The sequence below is a fragment of the Dyadobacter sp. CY345 genome (genome assembly GCF_021502725.1).
Lineage (GTDB): Bacteria > Bacteroidota > Bacteroidia > Cytophagales > Spirosomataceae > Dyadobacter.
In genome coordinates this window covers 758,726-782,258 of sequence record NZ_JAKFFS010000002.1, presented here as the reverse complement: position 1 = coordinate 782,258, position 23,533 = coordinate 758,726, and the positions used below count along the sequence as shown (strand labels likewise).

Sequence of the window (23,533 nt, the reverse complement as noted above, 5' to 3'; positions counted from 1 at the left end):
CGGATTATTTAGCAGTAGTGTTATGACTTTTGAAGAATTAAATCTTAACAGAGCCTTACTAAACGCACTTGAAGATCTGGGTTATACAACGCCTACGACGATTCAGGAGAAGGTATTTTCTGTGATGATGTCCGGAAAGGACGTGTGCGGTATTGCCCAGACGGGAACCGGTAAAACTTTTGCATACCTTTTGCCAACACTTCGGCAATTACAATATTCCAAAGACAGATTGCCTCAGCTTCTCATCATCGTGCCAACCCGTGAATTGGTGGTGCAGGTGGTAGAAGAAGTAAAAAAACTGGCAGCTTACATGACGCTGACTGCTGTGGGCGTTTATGGCGGCGGCAACATTAAGGTTCAGATGGCTGAGCTGAAAAATGGTGCCGATGTTGTTGTTGCCACGCCGGGCCGCCTGGTCGATCTGGCTTTGAACGGTTCGTTGAAAACGAAAGCGATTAAAAAACTTGTTATCGACGAAGTGGATGAAATGCTGAATCTTGGCTTTCGAACGCAGTTGAAAAATATCCTGGATCTCCTTCCACAGAAAAGACAAAACCTTTTGTTTTCGGCAACGTTAATTCCGGAAGTTGAGGTTTTAATGGAAACGTATTTCAATAATCCAGTCAGAATTGAAGCAGCTCCGGTTGGAACTCCGTTGGAAAATATTGAGCAAATAGCATATGATGTCCCAAACTTTTACACGAAAGTAAATCTTCTGGAACTGCTTTTGAGTGAAGATGAAACGATGTCAAAAGTGCTTGTATTCAGTGCTACCAAACATTTGGCAGATCAGCTATTCGCTCAGCTTGAAACAAAATTTCCTGATAAGATCGGTGTTATCCACTCGAACAAGGAACAAAATCATCGTTTTAATACGGTTAAACAGTTTCACGAAGGAAATTATCGGTTAATCATTGCAACTGATATCATAGCCAGAGGTTTAGATGTCGCAGAAGTTTCGCACGTTTTTAACTTTGACGTACCGGAAGTTCCTGAAAACTATATCCACAGAATCGGGAGAACAGGACGGGCCGACAAAAAAGGTATTGCGATTACTTTTGTCACAGAAAAGGAAAAGGAATTTCAGGAGAACATTGAAGGTTTAATGAACTACCAAATTCCAATGTTGCCATTACCTGAAAATCTGAAAATATCTGACGTGCTTACCGAGTTGGAAAAGCCCCATATTTTTATGAAAACAGTTGACATCAAATTACCTAAAAAAGGAACGGTTGGCGCAGCTTTTCATGAAAAAATTGACAAAAATAAAAAAGTCAATGTGCGCAGAAATCATGCAGAGGAAAAGATGCAGAAATATGGCCGTCCGATTAAAAGAGCGCCGAAAAAATAAAAACATTTTCGTCATTCAAAAAAAACGTTATCAAAGTCGGACTTTGATAACGTTTTTTTGATGTTCTAGTAATTATTTTCTTCGTCCGAAACTTGTAGCTCTTAATCCGATATAACCACCAGCTGATGAAGGATACAGATCACCCTGATCGATGGCAAGTTTTGTAATTAAACGCGTATTTCCCCATTTCAGGATTGGCGCATCGACTATTAATAAATAGGAAAATTGTTTTGCTGTTGGTTCAAAAGGACGATTGTTTGTACCAAAGTTTTCGCTGTATGAAATTTTTGTCCGCCATTGAATTGCTCTTGACACCGTACCTTCCAAACCTGCATGATATACGATGACACGGTTATCCGAGAAAAATTCGCCTCCGCCATACTTCTCCTGATTAATTTCACTTGTCGCCGGAATGAACGGCGTGCCCATTCCTTTTCCAAAATATGACCATCCTTCCCGGTATTGCGCGTGATCGAAATAATTATCGTTGCCTTTGAAACGTGTTCCCGGAACATTAAAACCGGCACCAGACTGATCTTTTGAAAACATATACTCCAAAAGAACTCCTCTTACTTTGACAAATGAATTCCCGGCTGATGCCCTTTTCCAGCTAAATCCATATAGTCCGTCAGGAATATTTTGCAGCTGCAACCCTGAACCGTCTTCAAAAGGATGGTTATGGTACAGCAGCAATTTTGACTTATCAAGCTTGTATTCGAAAGCAAGATCATACTGACCTACATGATTTCCGACACGGTTTTCTCCATCAAAATTTGTAAAACGATTGTTTCTGTAAACCTTTGGGATTTTTCCTATCACCACTCCCCAGAGGTAATCTCCAAAATTATCGGTCAGCTTTCCGTCAATTGCCAACGGGCTATCTTTTAAATAATCGGCTTCCCCCGCCCAGGTAACACTATGCACGACACCCAATTGCACATTAAATCTGCCATTCGGTTTTCCGAATCGCCCGTACAAGGTTTTCTGATGAAGATATGCGTTTTGAATGTAGGGTGTGTTATACCAGCCATGGGAGTAGAAACCTTTTATAGCTACAAAACTTTTAAGAAATTTCAAGGGAACATAATCCGGAAAACCGAGTTGGATTTTAGGAACTGGCAGCGCATTTCCTGACCATGTAAATGAACCGGTGCTAAGTGTCGTGTCGACGATCCCAAGTATTTCTTTCCTTCTGCCACCCCAAAGTTCAAGACTTTTCCAACGAACCTTCACATACGCTTCGGGAAGAAAAACCTTCGAATTACCTCCTCCTGTATTTAAAACAGTTTCAGCGCCGGCGCCCCATCTAATTTTAGAACGTTTCATTTTACTAGAATCAGACAAAATCTGAGACTCATAAACCAGACCGACTCTCCCGGTGAAATCAGGCATAGCCAAGGGAACAACGCCAAACTGATTTGCCCTCAACCAAAAAGGTGTCGTTTCGCTGCTTCCTATATAAGTACCAACTTCTGCCGATGGTGAGAAATGGTTCGTTTGCGCACTTGCCGTTTTTATCAGGCTTATAAAAATGAAAAGCCCGGCAAACAAAATTTTGAAAACCGTCGTAAAAGCATAACGTGCTTTTCGCTCGAACGACTGCTCAAAATGTATTATCGAAGCGCCAATGCACGCCATATTTGGTGGAGGTAAAATGTGTACTAATAAACATGTAAGCGCCTGTTTAAGATACCTACGAAAAATAACTTCGACCAGATTCTGAGAAGCGGGCAAATTAGTTAAAAACAATCGAAAAGTTTCGCTTTGTAAATATTGTTGATGATTCGTTAATCTGCCATTTAACCTTCAAATTTTTATCTAACGGACAACGCCTGGGAGTAGCAGATTCAATTCCAATAAAATAATTTCTACGAATTTTATTTTTTTTAAAATAAAACAAGATTTTTTTATCTGATAATTATCCTATGAAATTGAGTCTTTTCCAGACGTCGTTCCGGCTTAAATGCAAAATGAAGTTTGGCCAACGAATCATTAAGCCAAATATTTTTTTTAGCGTTAAATCTATTTTGTTTTAGAAGGCGTAAGTCTCCTAAAATTCAATCATTTCAACGAACGCTTAGATTAAGAAACTATCACGACTATGAAAAAAACCTTATCAGAAAATTCAGTTTCGACCGACAATGAAATGCTGGTGAAAGTGAACAGACGCTATTTCCTAAGATCAGCTGGCGTGGCCGCAGCTACTGGCGCTTACATTCTTGGCGCATGTACAGATCATGATCTGGAGAGTGACCAAATAGTAGAGTTAGGTTCAGGAGACGTTGGTATCCTAAATTATGCGTATGCTCTTGAACAACTAGAAGCCGCATTTTACACTCAGGTTTTATCTTCTCCTTACATCGGTATCACCGAAGAGGAAAAAATGATTTTGACAGACATCCGTGACCATGAAATTATCCACAGACAATTCTTCAAGGCTGCGTTAGGATCTGCTGCAATCAAAGGTTTAACTCCAAACTTTACGTCAATCGATTTTTCTAATCGTGCGAGCGTATTAGGTGCTGCCAAGTTATTTGAAGATACTGGCGTTCAAGCATACAATGGAGCTGGTAAGTTTATTAAAGATGCTGGTTATTTATTATTGGCAGGAAAAATCGTTTCAGTAGAAGCTCGCCATGCAGCAGCAATTCGTGATTTGCTGATGCCAAACACGGCATTCTTCGCTGGTGATGATATTGTTACAACAAGTGACGGATTTGATGTTGCTCTTCCTCCGGTTGTAATTCTTCCTTCTGTTCAGCCATTTGTGATGAACAAAATCGGTTATTCACAATTGCCAGTTTAACAATCAACTCTTTAACATTCGACAGACATGAATATCTTCAATATATTTGATACTTTACAAAAAATTGACGGCGACGCAATTGGTCGCTTAGAACACGCATCGCGTCGCACGTTCATGAACCGCATCGGAAGCACACTAGCTGCTGCTGCTGTTCCAACTGCTTTCGCAACTGTTGTTAACAAGGCTTATGGAGCTACACCTTCGGCTATTGAGGTTTTGAACTATGCCTTGACTTTGGAATATCTTGAAAATGAATTCTACGAAATCGGTAATGGAACTGCTAATCTGATTCCTGCTGAGTATAAGGCGGTTTTCATGCAGATTGGTATCCATGAAAGAAATCACGTTAAATTTTTGGTGAATGCATTGGGCGCAGCTGCTGTAAAAAAACCAACATTTGACTTTACTGCAAAAGGAGCATTTCCTGCTTTCACGGATTTTGCAACCTTTGTAACACTTTCAAAAGCATTTGAAGACACAGGAGTTCGTGCATACAAAGGACAGGCTGGCAATCTTATTTCTGAGCCGCTTCTTCTTCAATATGCGCTTCAAATACACTCGGTAGAAGCTCGTCACGCTGCTATCGCCAGAAAAATTCTTGCAAAAATCTCTGGTGACAAATCAATTAAAAGCTGGATTACAAATGATACTGGTTTCCCGCCAGCAGTTTACAAAGGTGAAATGAGCGAAGGACAAGTAGTACAAGGAGGTTTAAATCTTCCAGGTATCGCCGGCCTTGAAAACATCTCATTCGCTACGATTACTGAGTCATTTGATGAGCCATTAACAATGAAAGAAGTTCTTGATATCGCAGGACCGTTTATCGTGTCGTTGTGATAATATAAAATTGTGGAGGGTAAGGTAATGCATAGATCGGGTTGCTATAAGAGCGTCCCGATCTTTTTTTTATTTTGCACAAAAAAATAGCCCCGAAAAACTTTTCAGCTGTTCGGGGACTTTATATAATTAAGGCCAGTATTTATCAGTGACTTTCTTTTTGTTTTTCCAGATTAAATAAATCATTCAGAACATCAATCAGTGTTTCAGCTTCTCCCCGCTTACAGGCTGCTTTCAATTGCAAAACAGGCAGTTTAAGGATTTTCTGCATCATGCTGGTCGTGATTCGTTCTACTTTTTCAAGTTCTGAATCGCTCAGATTTTTTGTAAAACGACCTAATTCTTCCTTACGGATTTGTTCCAGAGCACCTTTCAATTTTTGAATAGTCGGAGAAACGATCATTTCTTTTGACCAGTCATTAAATTCTAATACGGCCTCGCCAATAATTTCTCTTACCTGCGGAACCGATTCAAGTCGACGTGAAAGTGCTTCATCGGCTCTCGATTTGATTGAATCTATCGCATATAACATCACACCGGGAATTTCCTCAACTTCGGGAGAAACACTGCGTGGAACAGAAAGATCGATAAAATATTTGAAAGACATCCCGCGTAAGCGTACCATCATCTCTTTTGTGAAGAAAGGTTCGTCGCGTGCTATCGATGAAACAATTATATCTGCCTGGGAAATCTGATATTCGATATTTTCGAAGTCTACTACCTTAAAATTAAGTTCCTGCGCCAAAGCATTTGCCTTACTTCTGGTACGATTGACCAAAGTAACATCAGCATCAGTCTTCTGAGCCAGGTTACGGCAAACATCAGTTCCAATTTCTCCTAAACCAACAACCAATATTTTTGGATTTGGCATTAAGCCATCCAGTAATTCCACCGCCGCATAAGAAACGGAAGCAGCACCATCACGGAAAAAAGTTTCCTGAGCGACGCGCTTGTTGGCAAAGAAAATAGTATGAAGCAAACGGTGAAGAAACGGACCTGCAAGGTTTAAATCTGCGGTCCACTGATATGCATGTTTAATCTGGTTCGGGATTTGCATATCACCAACAACCTGAGAATGAAGCCCGGTTGCCACTTCAAATAAATGTCTAACGGCAGTTTCACCTTCGCAGAAACGCTCAAAATAATCAAGAAAAGGTTCTGTATCAGTAATTCCTTTTTCAATGAGAAGAAGCTTGATAATATCTTCGTTGAGATCCTCAGCCGAAGAATAATATATTTCTGTACGATTGCAGGTAGAAACGACAAGAACATCAGAAACTTCAAAGAAATCCTTCAAACGAAGCATTATACCCTTCGCGCTGTCCTCCGAAAGAGCTAATTGCTCTCTAATGGAAAGTGGGGCATTCCGATGTGATAAACTTATTGATTTGAAATGATTATACATCACTAGGTCTAATTCGATTCACAAAAATACAGCACAAAATTTACAATAGGAACCGTTAGTAAAGAGCCTCCCTTTATTTAGAAGACATATAAATAAAACTGCCGATTGATATGTAAATTTCCGCTTTACATCATGGTAAATAAATGACGCAGGTCATTTGTTTGCATGATGTAGAGAACAAATGAAAATAGTTTTAAAATCCACTAAGCACGATTATTTTACGTTATTTGTAAGCCTAATCACCAAATGATTAATTCATTACGTGTCCCAATCTTAAATGATCGCTGAAACTCCAAAAAATAAACCCCGTTTCCGATTACATCCCGTAGCTCTTTTGAACAGCGACAGGCTTCGCCGCTCCCTGGTTGAAACTTATGAGCGAAAGGGAAACCTTAAATATTTTATTGGTGTGGTTTTACTCATTTTGAGTATTGTTTCCTTATTCTACACTAATGATCTGGTTGACAAGCTTGAAGAGAGGGAAGAACGTGAAGTTCGACTTTACGGAGAAGGGCTGCGGTATATCGTTAATAGTCCAGATGATGAGAATTTTAACGTGATCATGAATGTTATTCAGGATGCGGTGAGTTTCTACCAGATCCCGGTTATTTACGTAGATGAGAATAATTTTCCGATTCATAGAAATATAAATTTCCCTAAAAATGCTTCGCTTCGTGAGAAAGAACGAATTATCGAAGCACAATTAGTGAAAATGAAGGGTGAACATCTTCCGGTACCTGTCCAGATTGGGGAAGGAAAAATTGGCTACATCTATTACAGCAATTCTTTCCTGTTAACGCAGCTTCGGTACTACCCGTTTGTTCAGCTAACGGTGATGTTGCTGATTGGATATCTGGCTTACCTGGCTTTTAGTGCGGCCCGAAAGGCCGAGCAAAATCGTGTGTGGGTTGGTTTGGCGAAGGAAACAGCGCATCAGCTCGGAACACCTCTTTCTTCGTTAATGGCTTGGGTTGAATATTTTCGTAGTGATCCAAACATTGATTCGTCTATCGCAGATGAGATTGAAAAGGACGTGGTACGTCTGGAAATGATTACGACACGCTTTTCAAATATCGGGTCAATTCCCACGCTCAAACAGGAATCAGTTTCCACGATCGTCACCAGTTTCATCACTTATCTTCAAAAACGCGTTTCTTCAAAAGTTCATTTTTTTATTCATGATCAGTTGGCCGAAGGGCAAACTGCGCTTCTGAATAAAAATCTTTTTGAATGGGTGGTCGAAAATATTTGTAAAAATGCAGTTGATGCAATGGGCGGCATTGGTGAAATCCATGTAACCTTACAGGCTCCACCAAATAGCAAACAAATTCTGATCGATATACAGGATAATGGCAAAGGCATGACAAAGGCCAATGCTAACAAGATTTTTAATCCTGGTTTTAGTACTAAAAAACGTGGCTGGGGTCTCGGTCTGACGCTGGCAAAACGGATTATCGAAGACTATCACGGTGGAAAGTTATTTGTAAAAAGCTCTGAGGTCGGTAAGGGTACCACGTTCAGAATATTAATTCCTGCTAAAATCGCAGAGGAAGTTATTTCTGAAGATTGATGTCTGAGCCTTTTACCACCTGAAACATTTTAGGTAACCTAAGCTTTTCAGTCGGTTTTACCAGGTTGACTTATATTTTTTCTCTCTCTGTTATTTTTTACCTCCTGTTGATTTTTCTTCTTTAAAAACTAAATCCGATTGAGATATACGGTAAGGCGCTTTCCTTTGAAAAACCGATTGCGGCCTGGATAAGAACTAATTCTGCTGGTTCGATATAAATACCACCACCATAGCCGTCGTGCCACTTTTTTGATGATTGGCCAGGCTCCCAAACTCTTCCGACATCGTTGAATGCGATTAGCCCTAGTGTGCCAGGAACAATATAGGAAGTAAAATGGAGGACGTCTAAACGCAGATCAAGATTGTGATATACCATCGTTTTTCCAGTAAAACGGTTGGTATGAAAACCTCTTAAACTTCTCACTCCACCCAGTTGCATACGCTGAAAGAAAGCAGGATCTCCCACTGTTGTTCCTCCGCCAATTCGATTAGCTACGACAAATCTTGCATTTTTTGTACTCAGATAATGCTTGAATTCTGTCGCGAGCTTTCCGTAGGATTCGTAGTTACCGTCAATTTTTTTCTTGAAAGAAAGGGTTGTATTCCAAAACATTCCCCTGGACGGCATCGTGACTTTATCGCGTGTGTCGAAAATCCAACCTGCAATTACACCTGCGTAAAAACGATCCTGAAAAACTGCATACTCCGGTTTTTCTTTATTGAAATCACTAAAAAATCGGTTTGTGTTTGACTCGGATTTGCTCGTGTAGAATTCCGTTGATAAGCCTCCGAACAAAGTCAGATTTGGTTGAGGTTTTCTTTTTAATTTAAAATCAACAGTCAAATAATCATAGCGGTTTCGATAATAAGACATTTTAAAATCTCCTTCATTAATGAAGCGGGTATTATTTCCGATGCCAAAAAAGTTGCTCAAATTCCTTGGGCCAAGTAAATGCGCATCAATTTCCAGATCAGTTTTCCCAAATATTTTTTTGAAATCACCGACATAATCCAGGATAAACGATTTGCGGCCAGTTGAGTAATTCGCCCAGAATTCATTTTTGAAAGCATAAGGTTCTTTCCTGAATCCCTGTTTTTCAAAAATTGCACCTGCGGCTAATTGAATTCCCTGATCAATATTATAGTTTGCCCGAAAAAGGGGCCCTAATCTGTTAAACATGAAACTTCTTTTATTGTACTGATTTACAGTCGTATCAGTCGAAAGTCGAAGTTTCGCTTTGGAAGAAGGTGGTAAGATATTTTGTTCGTCGGAACGATCATAAACATACAATTTGCTCTTATTACGAAGTTTTTCATCCACTTCGAATTTATCCATATCCTCACCTCCAACCATTCGAACGACAATTGGAGATTTTGTTTGACCGCTTACTGAAAAAATATCTTCTCCACCGAAGCCGTATAACCTTATTTCATAGGTGACTTGATGATCAAAATTTCTTTTATAGATCGTCCTCCCTTTTGTTCCATCCTTTTTAATATTAAAAACGGTCAGATTAATATTACCATTTTCAGTATGGTGCATATCAAAAAATTCCCTTTTGTCAGATAACGGAATTTCTACGGTGTGGGATAAAAAATTATAATATTCCATCGCATAAACCGGCAGATTATCAATTCTTCCCAGTAGCGATTTGTGAAGTTCTTCTGTTGAATGATCAGTATAAATACTGTCCGGCAACTGTTTCATAGCCCTCTCAACCAACTCAGTTGTTAGTTTTTCCTGCACATATTTAATTTCATCTTTCCAGTCTTTTTCATCCAACTGACTTAAAAAATAACGATCCAGATAACGCGCGTTGAAATTCCATCCTGTGATATCTCTGATATTTTCGCTGTAAGGTTGAAGATTGGATTTCAACCATTGATGAGATAGAAACCAGGGCAGAAAACCCGAAGTTTTGTAGAAAACTTTATCGCGATCTCTCGGAACCGGCTTATACAAAGTTTCCCCTTTCGACTTTTCCGGAAACCACCGCCAATTATCTTCATGCCGGTCCCAGTCACCAATAACCATATCCAGCAAACGCGCGCGCAACGTCAGCTTTTCATCAAACCGGGTATCATTGTCGCGCTCCACTTTGCGCTGCGCTTTGTCCGTTGCGTCGGTTTTTTCTGTTTCAAAAGGATTTCTCTCTTCAAACAAATAGGCTGCATTGGCAAAAATTTTCCTGTATTCTCCTAACCCGGGATCGTCACCAACATAGACAATCTCCGGATTGGAATGTAAAAGCCCAAGTGCTTCTGCCAACGGTGGGGTAATCAGCGCGCCAAAAGGATGACCGGTCGAAACCTGATCCTGAACAATTTTCTTAGCAATTGTTGGACGAAGATTTTCTGGAAGTCCGCGCTCAGGATATTTTTGAATTGTTCTTAAAACCCATTCCTTACCAGAAGCATCTTTGAGGCGAAGCGACCGCGTTTGCATGCCACCGCCCAGTTTTACAATCTCCAAGCCGCCGCGTTCTGTTTGCAAATCAAGGATCCGCAGTGGAATTGGTGTCGCCCATAATTTCCGGTAATTTTCTCCAAGAAAAAAACGGTGAAGTTTTCCAACAACATTATATTCAGGAGCAATAGCGATATTGATACTATCACTTTTTACAGAATTTTGTGCAAAAGAGGTACTTGCAGACAAAAATACAATGAGCATTAAAAGCTCAACGAACAGGAGGTTATTTTTTGTAAAAGTTTGCTGCATATACGTTACATCCGGAAAAGCCCTAAATATACGGGTCTTATCATTATCGAACGTAAAATTAATTGCCTAGCCGACTGCACCATTTAACCATCCAATAAACAGAAAGGCCGCCGTCAAGATTGACAACAGCCTTTGCTATTAACTAGTATGTTCCACAAAATTTTTAAAACGCCGGCACCTGAATACTATCTGTAGGAACTTGATTGCTCACGCGTAATGCTCTGTCGCGTATTCTTACTTTAAATTTAACCCAAACCAGCGACGAACTTCCTGAATAGAAAAAAGTTGTATTCAGATCAAGTCTTCCTTTGATAGGACCTGATTTTCCGTCGGGTTTCAACATCGGAAAAAATTTAAATTTATCCAGCGCTAGAATTCTATCAACCCATTGTCCACCTTCGAGTCTGGATGTAACAAGTTCATAATTTCCCCAATCTCTGTATTTTACAGAATCACTGCGTTCGTCATCCGAAGCGCCAAGATCGCCATCGCCGTCCTCAAAATCAACACTAACAATGACATTCTCCTGAATCTTTCTCCCGGATGAATCAGTCAGAGTACTTTGGTCAATACTATTGTAATAAATTTTTGGCGTATCATCAAAATCGGGGATATCGACGCAACTAGCCAACACGACAGCCGAAAAGAAGAACAGGTATATTTTCCACTTCATATTTATGAGATTTTGACCAAATTGGTCTGCTAATAGATTCTTACAGGTTTACCAGATATAGATCTTTTCCTTAACTTTTCACTTCTGACATTTCCAGAGATAAGCTAACCACTTCTGCGAACTAACTTTTAACTTTGTTGTAATAATACGAAAGTACTACGATTGAAACTTCAAAGCAACATATCACCCTTGGAAATACGTCAACAGCTTCGCCAGCAATTAATCAATCTAAAACCGTCTGAATTTGAGGCGCTCGCCTTACGTATTTTTCGTTATCAGGCAGAAAATAATCCGGTTTACAATAAATTCATTTCCCATCTGAATATTGACATCAAGCTGATAAATAAGCTTACCGAAATACCTTTTCTTCCAATTCAGTTTTTTAAAAGTCATACAATCAAGTCAGGAATACCTCCTGAGCCCACAGTCATTTTTGAAAGTAGCGGAACTTCTGGTATTTCCACCAGCCGACATGCCTTATATGACGCTCCCCTCTACAAATCAGTCTCCACAAGCATCTTTGAGCAAAATTACGGGCATCTGAAAGATTTTCATTTGCTGGTTCTGCTACCTTCATACCTTGAACGAAACAACTCGTCTCTCGTGTATATGATGCAACATTTTATTGATGAAGCAAATTCTTCATACTCTAATTTTTACCTGCATAACATAGACGAAATGTTGGAAAGATTGAAATATCTTTCATCAAATCCCGACGGCCGGGGCGTTCTTTTAATGGGTGTCACCTTCGCACTTCTTGATCTGGCAGAAAGCGAAATCGATTTTTCATTCTTTCAAAATATTCCGAACCTAAAGATAATGGATACCGGAGGGATGAAAGGACGGCGCAAAGAACTTTTGCGTGAAGAAGTCCATGACATACTGAAAGCAAGTTTCGGAGTTTCAGAAATCCACTCGGAATATGGTATGACAGAATTGCTTTCCCAAAGTTATTCACTTGGTAATGGTCTGTTTACGCCCGGAAACACCATGCGAATTTTACTTCGGGACGTCAACGATCCATTTTCAATTTTTGACCATAACTTGTCTGGTTCAAAAACCGGAGGAATTAATGTCATCGACCTTGCCAACCTTGACTCCTGTTCTTTTATCGAAACACAGGATCTGGGCCGCTTAGGTTCTGAACCTGGGACATTTTACGTGATGGGCCGTTTCGATAATTCTGACATTCGCGGATGCAATTTACTCGTACTGTAAATCGTTTAACCTGACGAATTTATCGTAAAAATTGATCGTTCCTATCCGACCGGAGTCTTTAAGCATTTTCTAATAAATCATAGAGCAACTGATTTATAGCAATATACACTTCCAAGCCTAATATAGAATTATTCTAACCGATCTAAAATAGAGAATATTTCATAAATTAGCCGGATTGTTTATAATTGCATTAATCTAATGTATTATTACACTTTTGACCGTTAACTATTAAAGTATATAAAATGAAAAGACGCGATGCGCTTGCCCGTGTGGCACTATTGATGGGTGGAACTCTCTCTGCTCCGACCATGCTGGCTTTTTTGGAGGGCTGTAAATCGTCGACCGAAACATCGACAAGTCTTACTTTTCCATTTTCAGCTGATCAGAAAAATTTAGTTTCAGAGGTTGCTGAAATAATTATTCCTAAAACGGATACGCCGGGCGCGAAAGATGCAAAGGTTGGCGAGTTTATAGAAATGATGTTGAAAGATTGTTACGAAGCAAAAGATCAAAACAGCTTTGCAGCAGGATTGAAAGACCTTGAAAAAAGAGATTTCCTAAAAGCTTCCCCTGCAGACCAAACGAAGATATTGAAAGAGCTGGAAGCATCTGCAAAAGCAGAATCGGAAAAGAGCTCGGAGGCGAAAAAGAAATTTACTGAGGCGGGAAAGGAGTACACCGACGATCAGGGTGTTCCGTTCTTCAGATTGGTTAAAGAACTAACCCTATTAGGATATTTTACATCTGAAGCGGGTGCTACCTTGGCGTTGGAATATGTTCCGGTTCCTGGCCGTTATGATGGCTGCATTGATATGAAACCTGGTCAGAAAGCCTGGGCAATGTAATTTTTTAAGAGTAAATCTGAGTAAGATAAAAGAAGATATTTCTGATTTTGCTCAATCTTTAATTGATTAATATATAAGACATAAGAATAATTCATCATGAATTTAAACATAAAAGGTCAGAAGGAAGTAACGTATGACGCAATCGTCGTTGGTTCTGGTATAAGCGGCGGATGGGCTGCAAAAGAATTAACTGAAAAAGGGCTGAAAGTAGTAATGCTTGAACGCGGACGCGATATCAAACACATAACCGACTACAAGACAGCAACACTTGCGCCCTGGGAAATTGAACACCGCGGTCGCGTTACAACAGTTGCGAAAGAAGAATATTGGGCGGGAATGCGTACAGGGTATACTGCAAATCCTGAACACAGATATTTGTTCGAAAACGATTCAGAAAATCCCTACGAAGAAACAAGAAAATTTGACTGGATACGTGCGTATCACGTAGGTGGCCGTTCGTTATTGTGGGGACGCCAGAGTTACCGTTTGAACCCGATGGATTTTGAGGCAAATGCAAAAGACGGCATTTCCATCGACTGGCCGGTTCGTTACAACGAAGTTGCCCCCTGGTATGATTACGTAGAAAGATTCGCCGGGATCAGCGGAGCAAAAGACGGGCTGGATGTTTTGCCGGACGGAAATTATTTACCTCCTATGCAGATGAACTGCGTGGAAACGAAGGTGAAAGGTGAAATCGAGAAGAAATTTGCAGGCCGCCACATGATTATGGGACGCGCTGCTCATTTAACAGCACCAAAAGATTTCCATACCGAATTAGGTCGTGCAGCATGTCAGTTTAGAAATATGTGTATGCGTGGATGCCCTTATGGAGCATATTTTAGCACGCAGGCAGCTACACTTCCAGCCGCGATGAAAACGGGAAATCTTACCTTGATTCCTGATACCATTGTGTCAGAAGTGATTTACGACGACAAACTTGGTAAAGCAACGGGTGTTCGGACGATCAACCAGAACACTATGGAAACGAAGGAATATTTTGCAAAAATTATTTTCCTTAACGCTTCTGCCATTGCCTCTGCATCGATCCTTTTAAACTCTAAATCGAAAAGATTCCCTAATGGTTTCGGAAACGACAGCGATCAGGTTGGCCGTAACATTATGGATCACCATCTTGCTGTTGGAGCCCGTGGAGACTTTGACGGATTTGAAGATAAATATTATTTCGGACGTCGTGCCAATGGTGTTTACGTGCCTCGTTACCGTAACTGGGGCGATGACAAGCGTGATTACCTGCGTGGATTCGGTTATCAGGGCGGAGCTAGCCGCGACAGTTGGGGACGCGGAGCCGGAATGGATGGTTTTGGAGCAGATTTCAAAAAGGAAATATCTCAGCCAGGTGGATGGAGTATGAACCTTGGAGGTTTTGGCGAAATGCTTCCTGACGAGAAAAACCGTTTTACGCTTTCAACTAAAACGAAAGATAAATGGGGACTTCCTGTTGTCATCTTCGACGCGGCTTACGGAGAAAATGAGAAGAAAATGCGTGTAGATATGATGAACGATGCAGCAGAAATGTTAGAAGCTGCCGGTCTGAAAAACGTATCGAAATATAACGATGAATCAAAACATCCGGGTATAGGTATTCATGAAATGGGTACTGCACGTATGGGGAATGATCCTAAAACTTCGGTTTTGAATAAAAATAACCAGGTTTGGGGCGCAACGAACGTCTACATGACTGACGGAGCTTTCATGACTTCGGCATCTTGCGTTAATCCTTCGCTGACCTACATGGCTATGACGGCTCGTGCTGCTGACCACGCAGTGAAGGAACTTAAAAAGATGAATCTTTAAGATCAGATTTTAATATAAATAAAATATCAAACTGTTAAAAACGCCTTGCCGGGTAAATCCGGCGAGGCGTTTTCTTTTACCAACAACCAGCCCTATTTAAAACAAATCTGGTAGCATTTATTGTAACGCAGTCGTTAAGAGCGACAATTTTATAACCCTAACCCCACTTCTTAACGTTGAAAGATTTTCCTCTACCCGTGATTCCGCAACGTGTCTCATCCGTCGATGCTTACCGCGGTTTCGTAATGTTGCTCATGATGGGCGAAGTTTTGAAATTTTCTCAGGTAGCCGAAGCATTGCCCGCAAGCTCCTTTTGGGCGTTTCTTGATTATCACCAAAGTCATGTGTCCTGGGTAGGATGCTCGCTTCATGACCTTATTCAACCTTCCTTTTCGTTTCTTGTGGGCGTGGCGCTGCCCTATTCCATGGCGAGCCGGGCAAGCAAGCAGCAAAATCCGGGCATGATGTGGTTTCACACCATTCGCCGCTCGCTGATTCTAATATTGCTTGGGATATTTTTACGTTCCATGCACGCAACGCAGACCAATTTTACATTCGAAGATACCTTGACACAGATCGGGCTGGGCTATCCGATTTTATTTGCCTTAGGTTTCAGATCGGAACGAACGCAATGGGCAGCATTAATCGCAATACTTTTAGCGTATGGAATTTTCTTCGCCGCCTACCCATTGCCTGGCCCCTATTTCGACTGGACTGAAACCGGCACAACACAGAATTGGGAGCATAATCTGAATGGGTTCGCAGCTCATTGGAATAAAAACACCAATGCGGCCTGGGCTTTTGACCGATGGTTTATGAATCTTTTTCCTCGCGAAACTTCCTTTTTATATAACGGAGGCGGATATAGCACTTTAAGTTTCATTCCAACGCTGGGCACAATGATTCTGGGATTGATAGCTGGTAAATGGCTCAAAAACTCAAAATCCTCTTCTGCCCTGATCAAACAATTTGTTTTTACAGCTGCCATATTATTTGTGATTGCTGTCACCTTAAACCTGATGGGAATCAACCCGATTGTAAAAAGAATTTGGACACCTGCCTGGACTCTCTTCAGTGGCGGCTGGTGTTTTGTTTTATTGGCAGCGTTTTACTTTATTGTTGATGTACGGGATCATAAAAAGTGGTTTTTCCCACTAGTCGTAGTTGGAACCAATTCCATAGCCGCATACCTTTTGGCACATACCATCGACAGTTTTATTGACCAGTCGTTCAGGATTCATATCAGTCCAAATTATGATCTTATCTTCGGGCAACCTTATCGTTCGCTTGTCAGCGGAGCCATTATCCTGTTGATTGAGTGGTGGATTTTATATTGGATGTATAGAAAAAAGATATTCATTAAGATATAATTTAACATTAACCATATTCACATGTTATCATTAAAAGGTATACACCACATTGCTATCATCGCATCCGATTATGAAAAATCGAAACATTTTTACACCGAAATTCTCGGCTTTAAAATCGACAGCGAAGTGAACAGAGCGGAAAGAAAATCGTTCAAACTGGATCTTTCGCTGAATGGAGAATATATTATTGAGCTTTTCTCTTTTCCGGATCCTCCAAGGCGTCCCTCGCGCCCTGAATCCACAGGACTTCGCCATCTGGCTTTTAAAGTAGATGATATTGAAATAGCGATTGAGGAATTGTTAAAACATAATGTTCAGTCCGAACCGATCCGTATAGACGAGCTAACCGGCAAAAAATTTACATTTTTCGCTGATCCTGACGATCTGCCGCTGGAATTGTACGAGGTTTAGTAACCCATATTTTAACAGCTGAAAGGCTCTGAAACGAAATTTAAACGTCGGTTCAGAGCCTTTTTTTATTTCTCACCATTGCTGATGGTGACTTAATTTGAAAACCAACGTCTATGTGTTGAAAGTGATTCTCCCCTTTCAGTACACTTATACACACAAAACATTTTACACACATGAAAAAGTATGCAGCAGAATTTATTGGCACATTCTGGTTGGTTCTAGGCGGCTGCGGGAGCGCGGCATTATCAGCGGCATTTCCGGAGGTTGGAATCGGGTTATTAGGCGTTTCGTTTGCTTTCGGTCTTACTGTTTTAACAATTGCTTATTCGCTGGGCCACATTTCCGGTGCTCACCTTAATCCGGCAGTTTCCGTTGGTTTATGGATAGGAGGCAGGTTTTCTGCAAAGGATTTATTACCATACATTATCGCCCAGGTTTTAGGCGGTTTAGCAGCTGCCACCATCTTGTCTGTAATCGTTACGGGAAATGGCAGTGCGATCGGTGATTTTGCTGCAAATGGTTATGGAGATCATTCGCCAGGAAAATACAGCATGGAAGCTGCCTTAGTTACAGAAATGGTTATGACATTCATGTTTTTGATCATAATATTAGGTGCAACGGACAAGAAAGCAGCAGGCGGATTTGCGGGCTTAGCAATTGGGTTAGCACTTACGCTTATTCATTTGATCAGTATCCCAGTTACGAATACATCAGTGAATCCTGCAAGAAGTATTAGCCAGGCGATTTTCGTGGGCGGCTGGGCTATGGAGCAGCTGTGGCTGTTTATTGTAGCGCCAATTGCAGGTGCAATATTGGCAGGTATAGCATACAAATTTCTGTCAAGCGAAGATTAAATCACGCTGCGAGTGACTTAACCAGTCCATTCTTTTTTACAAGTTCCATTTTGGAAAGGATTTCATAAAACTCTGAAATCCTTTCCAAATGTTCGTCTATTACCCTTTTAGTTTCAGAATCAAGTTCCATAAATTTATAAAGAGAACGATAACTCTGGAGTATCTTTTCCTCAGCATTCTTTAAAACACCCGCTACTTCCTCTTTCTCTTCTAGATTATGCAAAACAGCCAGATTATCTGATTTGACTTCTGGCGAGTTTATAAGATCCTTATCGGTCAGGAAACATTTGAAATAATCATACATCCAAAGAATCTCTTTCTGACAAAGTAAAGCGCTGAAATGTCCCTGGGTCAGCATTTTTCTTAATGGGCCCATACTATCCTTTTTTAAAGCCTCCAGATACAAGACCTCTCTTCGTTTCTGTTCGTTCCACAAAGCACTAATCCTGAGAACGAACTCGTTTAATTTTGAATCTTCCATAGCCATTTCCTTTCAACAATTCATCAAAATAAAACTGCACAAAATTCATGCCCCGCTAACGACAACCATTGTAGAAGTATTACTAATATTTAATAAACTATACAGATTGACCTAATTCTTATAATTCCTCAATGTTGACACACTTTTCAATTCTACTGCGTATCCATGTATGTAGTGAAATTTGCACAAAAAATTTCAGCAGAACAGCCGTCCTTACAGCGTTAAAAAGTATTCCAAAACAGCATAAATTTTATACTTTGATGAAAGAAACTAACTTTGTCACTAATACAATATTTGAGACCTAATAAAGTTAGATTAAAATCTACATGGGACGACCATCCCGGATTTACGAATTGTGTAATTTATGTTTAAATATTCATTGATGTTTTCACTGCTTCCAGCAGTTATATTTAGTTCTTGTAAAACCTCAGCTCCTAAAACAAATCCAGTTTCTGAAGCATCTGCCCTGATCGAGATTGGAAGCGAAAAATTTTCTGCCACCGATTTTCTTGATTCATACGCGAAAAACAAATTTTCCACAGACTCAACAAAAGAGTTAACGCCTGAGGAATACCTGCCAGTTTATAAAGATTTGAAAATTAAAATTTTAGAGGCAAAAACGGAAGGTAGAGACACGACAAACGACTATAAACAAGAGATCAGTTCATACTATGATCAATTGGCAAAAAATTTCCTGGTAGATAAAGTTTTGGTTGAAAAGCTCTCAACAGAGGCTTATGCCAGATTAAAACAAGAAGTTAAAGCTTCACATATCTTGATTGCCGTGCCGGAAGATGCTTCTCCTGCGGATACACTTGACGCATATCAGGCCGCTATTGCTATGCGTGGCAGACTTGAAGAAGGATCAGATTTTGGAGACATGGCTGCCAAATTTTCAAAAGATCCTTCGGCCTCGAAAAACAAAGGAGATCTTGGATATTTTACTGCGTTTCAAACAGTTTATCCTTTTGAAACTGCTGCATATACTATTCCTGTTGGAAAATTATCACAGCCAGTGCGCAGCAAAACTGGCTACCATATCATCAAAGTACAAGACCGTCGTCCGACTCGGGGTATCGTACGTGTAGCTCATATTATGATTCGGGTTGATGCCAATGCCACGGAATCTCAAAAAGCCGCTGCAAAAAATAAAATTGATGAAGCCTACAAGAAGTTACAGAGTGGACAGGAATGGGATAATTTGGCCGAAGCATATTCAGATGATAAACAGTCAAGCAAAAATCATGGTTTGCTGCCACCGTTTGGAACCGGGCAAATGGATCCTCGTTTCGAAGAAGCTGCCTACTCTCTGACTAAAACAAATACTTTCGCTGCTCCGGTATTAAGTTCGTATGGGTGGCATATTATAAAACTGGTGGATAAAAAGAACCTGGAATCTTACAGCGTTATGGCTCCTTCGCTTCGTCAGAAAGTGGTGACAGACTCGCGTGGAAAAGTCATTGAACAGTCTACTGCCAAAAGGCTTCGGGAGAAATATGCAATTCAGGAATTTGCTGATCAATTCGCTTTGTTATCACCTTTGGTAGACAGCACTTTAATTTCAGGAAAATGGGATTATATGAAAGCTGTATCAACGGACTGGGCTTCGAACACATTATTCAACATTGAAAAAAGACATTACGATGCACTGACGTTTTTAAATTATGTTAAATCACAGCAAAAACCAAGTCCAAAAGGATCTTCGCCGGAAGTTATTTTCAAGAGATTCTATAATGATTATCTGACAAACTGTCTTTCGGAATATGAAAGGGAACATTTGGAAGAAAGTTATCCTGAATTTAAAGCGCAGATCAGTGAAATTCGTGAAGGTGTTTTATTGTCTCAACTCCTGGAAGAAAATGTCCTTGCTCGATCGCTTACAGATTCGACAGGGCAGCGAAATTATTACGAGAAGAACATTTCTCACTTTAGGTTCCCTGAACGGGCATTTGCAACCATCGCGACAGCACCGGATACTGCGACATTAAATGCAATTAAAAGAACCTTGGCAAAAAGCCCTTATCCCCTCGAAAGAAAAGCAAACGAATTGATTTTTAAAGAGGGAATAAGCGAGATATCAAAAGAACAGACCGAAAAACTATTTGATGTCTATGTCATTTTACAAAAAAATCCGGATTACGTCGTTGAAATTGCCGGGTATCGTTCAGCGTCGGAATCCGAATCAACATCTGCGGACCGAATTAAAAATGTTGTAAAATATCTGAATTCTAAAAATATTTCTATTGTTAGAATATTGGAAAAAGACTATGGCTCTTTCCGGCAATCTGTGGAACCTGAACGAGACAGACGCATCAGTTTCCAGTTTTACAGCACTTCAAAAAAAGATGTTGAGAAAGCTTATAATTCTGAAACACCAGATGCCGTTATTATTCAGGAAGGTTATTTTCCGAAAGATAACGCTCTTTTAAGCCAGGCAAAGTGGGAAACCGGAGAACAGACGATAACTGTAAATGGAATTTCCTACTGGGTGCAAATCCAGAAAATCGAGCCTGCGCGGCCAAAAACTTTTTCAGAAGCACGTGGAGGGGTCATTAACGAATACCAGAAAATGCTTGAAAAACAATGGATGGAAAAGCTTCAGCAGAAATTTCCGGTCAAAGTGAATGAACAAGAATTAGAAAAAATTAAGCGTTAAACGTAAATTAGCATTTTCAACCGCATTTGTGTTATAATTAACATGACTGTCTGCCAAATAAACCCTACGAATACAACTTAGGAACAACCAAAATATATGAAAATAAATAAATTAATTGTACTTCAATTATTTGCAATCTGCACGTTTTGTTTTAGTCTGACAAGTTTTGGACAAGGACAATCGGGCGTGATGCTCGACAAAATTATTGCCCGTGTGGACAATCACTATATATTAAGTTCCGAGCTGGACGAAATGTATAACAGTTATGCTGCCAATGGTCAAAAGGCACCGGAAAAATGTCAGATTCTGGAATCGCTTATTATCAATAAAATGCTTTTAGCCAAAGCTGAAATTGACTCGGTAACAGTTGAAGACAAAGAAGTCGACAACGAGCTTGACGGAAAGATGAGTTATATGATCCAGCGGTTTGGTTCAGAAAAAAACCTCGTTGAAGCCTATGGTAAAAGTGTTGACAATCTGAAGACAGAACTTCGCACGCAGGTTAAGGAGCAAAAAATCGTTGAAAAAATGCAGCGCACAATCTCTGGAAATGTTAAAATAACACCAAGTGATGTCCGTAAATTTTTCAATGCTATTCCGAAAGACAGTCTTCCGTACATTCCATCAGAAGTCGAAATCGGGCATATTGTCCGCTTGGGAACCGTTACCAGGGAGCAAAAAGATAAACTGAGAAACCAGCTTCAGGAGCTTAAAGAGCGTGCTGAAAAAGGTGAAGACTTTGCCATGCTTGCGACGATTTACTCGGAAGATGTTGGATCTGCAAAAAACGGTGGTGATTTGGGTTTTGCAAAACGAGGTGCGATGGTTCCGGAATTTGAAGGAGCGGCGCTAGGTTTGAAACCTGGCGAAATGTCTTCTATCATTGAATCTCAATTCGGTTTTCACTTAATAAAACTAATTGAAACACGTGGTGCGGAGTATCATGCACGTCATATATTGTTAAGGCCGGATTACAATAAGGGAACAGACGTTGCCAGCGCGGTACGCGTCCTGGACAGCTTACGTGTGCTGATTAAATCGGATACCTTGAAATTTGCAAAGGCAGCTCTGGATAACTCTGAAGATAAAGAAACGGCTGAAACAGGTGGAATAATCCAGGACAGAAATACAGGATTGGGACGCCTTACTTTGGATGCGTCGATGGATCCTGCATTATACTTCGCCATAGATACAATGAAAGTTGGAGATCTTAGTGTTCCGGTTTCATACCGTACCGAGGACGGCAGAAGCGCGATGCGGATCCTTTGGTATAAGAGTAAATCTGAACCACATACCGCCAACCTGCGTGATGATTACGAAAAAATTTCTCAAATTGTATTAAGTAACAAGCGTAACCACGCCCTGGAAGACTGGTTCAAGAAAGCGCAAGGTGACGTATTTATTAGTGTAGAACCAGAATATAAAAATTGTAAAATATTAGGTTTAGCATCCGGGAACGATAGTTGATACGTTTTCCGCAAGAAATAGTTGTCGTAATTTAGATTTCCAAAATTGACTCACTGTGAATTATAAATCAGACGTTGAAGCAGCCGAGGCTATGAAAGTAGCCTACGAAAAAATCCGCAGTGAAATTGGACAAGTGATTATTGGACAGGATGAGGTTATCAAAAGATTACTAACAGCTATTTTTTGTCAGGGTCACTGCTTATTGGTTGGTGTGCCGGGTCTTGCAAAAACTTTATTAATCCAGACAATCGCTTCTTCGCTGGATTTGAAATTCAACAGAATTCAGTTCACGCCCGATTTGATGCCTTCGGATATTCTTGGTTCTGAAACATTGGATCAAAACAGAAATTTCAAATTCATCCAGGGGCCAATTTTTGCCAATATCATTCTTGCTGATGAGATAAACCGTACGCCGCCAAAAACACAATCAGCACTTTTGGAAGCAATGCAGGAATATTCAGTTACGATCGCGGGACAGAAACATATTTTGTCAAGACCGTTTTTTGTTTTGGCAACTCAAAATCCGATTGAACAGGAAGGTACTTACCCGTTGCCAGAAGCTCAGTTAGACCGTTTTATGTTTATGATCCAGCTGGATTATCCGTCGTATGCGGAAGAGGTAACGATTGTAAAAAATACGACCAACGACGTAAGGCACCAGGTAAGAGAAGTGATCAGCGCGGAAGAAATTATGGATTTCCAACATCTCGTTCGCCGTGTACCTGTAACTGATCACGTGATAGAATATGCCGTAAAATTGGTTCATAAAACCCGACCTTCGTCTGGACTTGCAAACAAAGACACAGCAGATTATCTTGAATGGGGTGCAGGACCGAGAGCATCGCAGTCGCTGATTTTGGCAGCCAAATGCAATGCGTTGTTATCAGGAAAATATTCGCCGGACATTGAAGATGTAAAAGCTGTGGCACTTCCTGTGCTGCGCCACAGAATCATCAGAAATTTTAAAGCAGAAGCGGAAGGCATATCGGTTGACGATATTATCGCCCGTCTTTTGTAGCTTTTATAAATAATTCTAAAAATTTGCGTTGATCCAT

At 40.4% G+C, this 23,533-nt stretch carries 18 protein-coding genes; 13 read left to right on the top strand and 5 right to left on the bottom strand.

Translation table 11 applies throughout. The features are described from left to right. Positions 1 to 22: 22 nt before the first annotated feature. On the top strand, positions 23 to 1,351 hold the full coding sequence (locus L0657_RS13005; RefSeq protein WP_235151227.1) for a DEAD/DEAH box helicase: 1,329 nt from the start codon (positions 23 to 25) through the stop codon (positions 1,349 to 1,351). A gap of 72 nt (positions 1,352 to 1,423) precedes the next feature. Here L0657_RS13005 and L0657_RS13000 read toward each other — a convergent pair whose 3' ends face one another. Then, entirely contained in the window at positions 1,424 to 2,989 is a 1,566-nt protein-coding gene (locus tag L0657_RS13000; protein WP_235151226.1) for a capsule assembly Wzi family protein, read from the bottom strand. Between the two features lie 463 nt (positions 2,990 to 3,452). Here L0657_RS13000 and L0657_RS12995 point away from each other — a divergent pair, with 463 nt between their 5' ends. Together L0657_RS12995 and L0657_RS12990 are read left to right on the top strand one after the other, a co-directional pair. Beyond that, positions 3,453 to 4,157 carry a ferritin-like domain-containing protein gene (locus L0657_RS12995; protein WP_235151225.1) on the top strand — a complete coding sequence of 235 codons (705 nt, stop codon included), beginning with the start codon at positions 3,453 to 3,455 and terminating at the stop codon, positions 4,155 to 4,157. Between the two features lie 27 nt (positions 4,158 to 4,184). After that, complete coding sequence (locus L0657_RS12990; protein ID WP_235151224.1) at positions 4,185 to 4,994, top strand: ferritin-like domain-containing protein; 810 nt, start codon at positions 4,185 to 4,187, stop codon at positions 4,992 to 4,994. 145 nt (positions 4,995 to 5,139) lie between these two features. On the opposite strand, the gene hemA is transcribed toward L0657_RS12990, so the two are convergent. Further along, positions 5,140 to 6,399, bottom strand: coding sequence for a glutamyl-tRNA reductase (hemA, locus tag L0657_RS12985; protein WP_235151223.1), 1,260 nt, complete (start codon positions 6,397 to 6,399; stop codon positions 5,140 to 5,142). A 277-nt stretch (positions 6,400 to 6,676) separates the two neighbouring features. Between hemA and L0657_RS12980 the strand changes: the two genes are divergently transcribed. After that, on the top strand, positions 6,677 to 7,969 hold the full coding sequence (locus tag L0657_RS12980; protein WP_235151222.1) for a PAS domain-containing sensor histidine kinase: 1,293 nt from the start codon (positions 6,677 to 6,679) through the stop codon (positions 7,967 to 7,969). 121 nt (positions 7,970 to 8,090) lie between these two features. Here the strand turns inward: L0657_RS12980 and L0657_RS12975 are convergent, their stop codons facing one another. Further along, positions 8,091 to 10,688, bottom strand: a complete 2,598-nt coding sequence (locus L0657_RS12975) for a BamA/TamA family outer membrane protein (RefSeq protein WP_235151221.1) — start codon at positions 10,686 to 10,688, stop codon at positions 8,091 to 8,093. A gap of 163 nt (positions 10,689 to 10,851) precedes the next feature. After that, positions 10,852 to 11,361: a hypothetical protein gene (locus tag L0657_RS12970; protein ID WP_235151220.1), complete on the bottom strand. Its 510-nt coding sequence runs from the start codon at positions 11,359 to 11,361 to the stop codon at positions 10,852 to 10,854. 189 nt (positions 11,362 to 11,550) lie between these two features. Here L0657_RS12970 and L0657_RS12965 point away from each other — a divergent pair, with 189 nt between their 5' ends. From L0657_RS12965 to aqpZ, 6 genes are all read left to right on the top strand, one after another. Beyond that, positions 11,551 to 12,579: an acyl transferase gene (locus L0657_RS12965; RefSeq protein WP_235151219.1), complete on the top strand. Its 1,029-nt coding sequence runs from the start codon at positions 11,551 to 11,553 to the stop codon at positions 12,577 to 12,579. Positions 12,580 to 12,821: 242 nt separating this feature from the next. Continuing rightward, positions 12,822 to 13,424: a gluconate 2-dehydrogenase subunit 3 family protein gene (locus tag L0657_RS12960; RefSeq protein ID WP_235151218.1), complete on the top strand. Its 603-nt coding sequence runs from the start codon at positions 12,822 to 12,824 to the stop codon at positions 13,422 to 13,424. A 96-nt stretch (positions 13,425 to 13,520) separates the two neighbouring features. Then, on the top strand, positions 13,521 to 15,239 hold the full coding sequence (locus L0657_RS12955; RefSeq protein ID WP_235151217.1) for a GMC oxidoreductase: 1,719 nt from the start codon (positions 13,521 to 13,523) through the stop codon (positions 15,237 to 15,239). A 176-nt stretch (positions 15,240 to 15,415) separates the two neighbouring features. Then, the gene (locus L0657_RS12950; RefSeq protein WP_255717831.1) at positions 15,416 to 16,609 is read left to right on the top strand and encodes a DUF5009 domain-containing protein; all 1,194 of its coding nucleotides are present in this window, start codon (positions 15,416 to 15,418) and stop codon (positions 16,607 to 16,609) included. Between the two features lie 21 nt (positions 16,610 to 16,630). Further along, the gene (locus L0657_RS12945; RefSeq protein WP_235151216.1) at positions 16,631 to 17,020 is read left to right on the top strand and encodes a VOC family protein; all 390 of its coding nucleotides are present in this window, start codon (positions 16,631 to 16,633) and stop codon (positions 17,018 to 17,020) included. 149 nt (positions 17,021 to 17,169) lie between these two features. Then, positions 17,170 to 17,874, top strand: coding sequence for an aquaporin Z (gene aqpZ, locus L0657_RS12940; RefSeq protein ID WP_310588283.1), 705 nt, complete (start codon positions 17,170 to 17,172; stop codon positions 17,872 to 17,874). Between the two features lies 1 nt (position 17,875). On the opposite strand, the gene L0657_RS12935 is transcribed toward aqpZ, so the two are convergent. Then, a complete protein-coding gene (locus tag L0657_RS12935) occupies positions 17,876 to 18,355 on the bottom strand; it encodes a hypothetical protein (RefSeq protein WP_235151214.1) in 480 nt (159 codons plus the stop codon). 364 nt (positions 18,356 to 18,719) lie between these two features. On the opposite strand from L0657_RS12935, the gene L0657_RS12930 reads away from it, so the two are divergent. From L0657_RS12930 to L0657_RS12920, 3 genes are all read left to right on the top strand, one after another. Continuing rightward, positions 18,720 to 21,011: a peptidylprolyl isomerase gene (locus L0657_RS12930; protein ID WP_235151213.1), complete on the top strand. Its 2,292-nt coding sequence runs from the start codon at positions 18,720 to 18,722 to the stop codon at positions 21,009 to 21,011. Between the two features lie 96 nt (positions 21,012 to 21,107). Then, positions 21,108 to 22,478 (top strand): peptidylprolyl isomerase, encoded by a 1,371-nt coding sequence (locus tag L0657_RS12925; protein WP_235151212.1) that lies wholly within the window; start codon positions 21,108 to 21,110, stop codon positions 22,476 to 22,478. Between the two features lie 55 nt (positions 22,479 to 22,533). Continuing rightward, positions 22,534 to 23,496, top strand: coding sequence for a MoxR family ATPase (locus tag L0657_RS12920; RefSeq protein WP_235151211.1), 963 nt, complete (start codon positions 22,534 to 22,536; stop codon positions 23,494 to 23,496). Positions 23,497 to 23,533 lie beyond the last annotated feature (37 nt).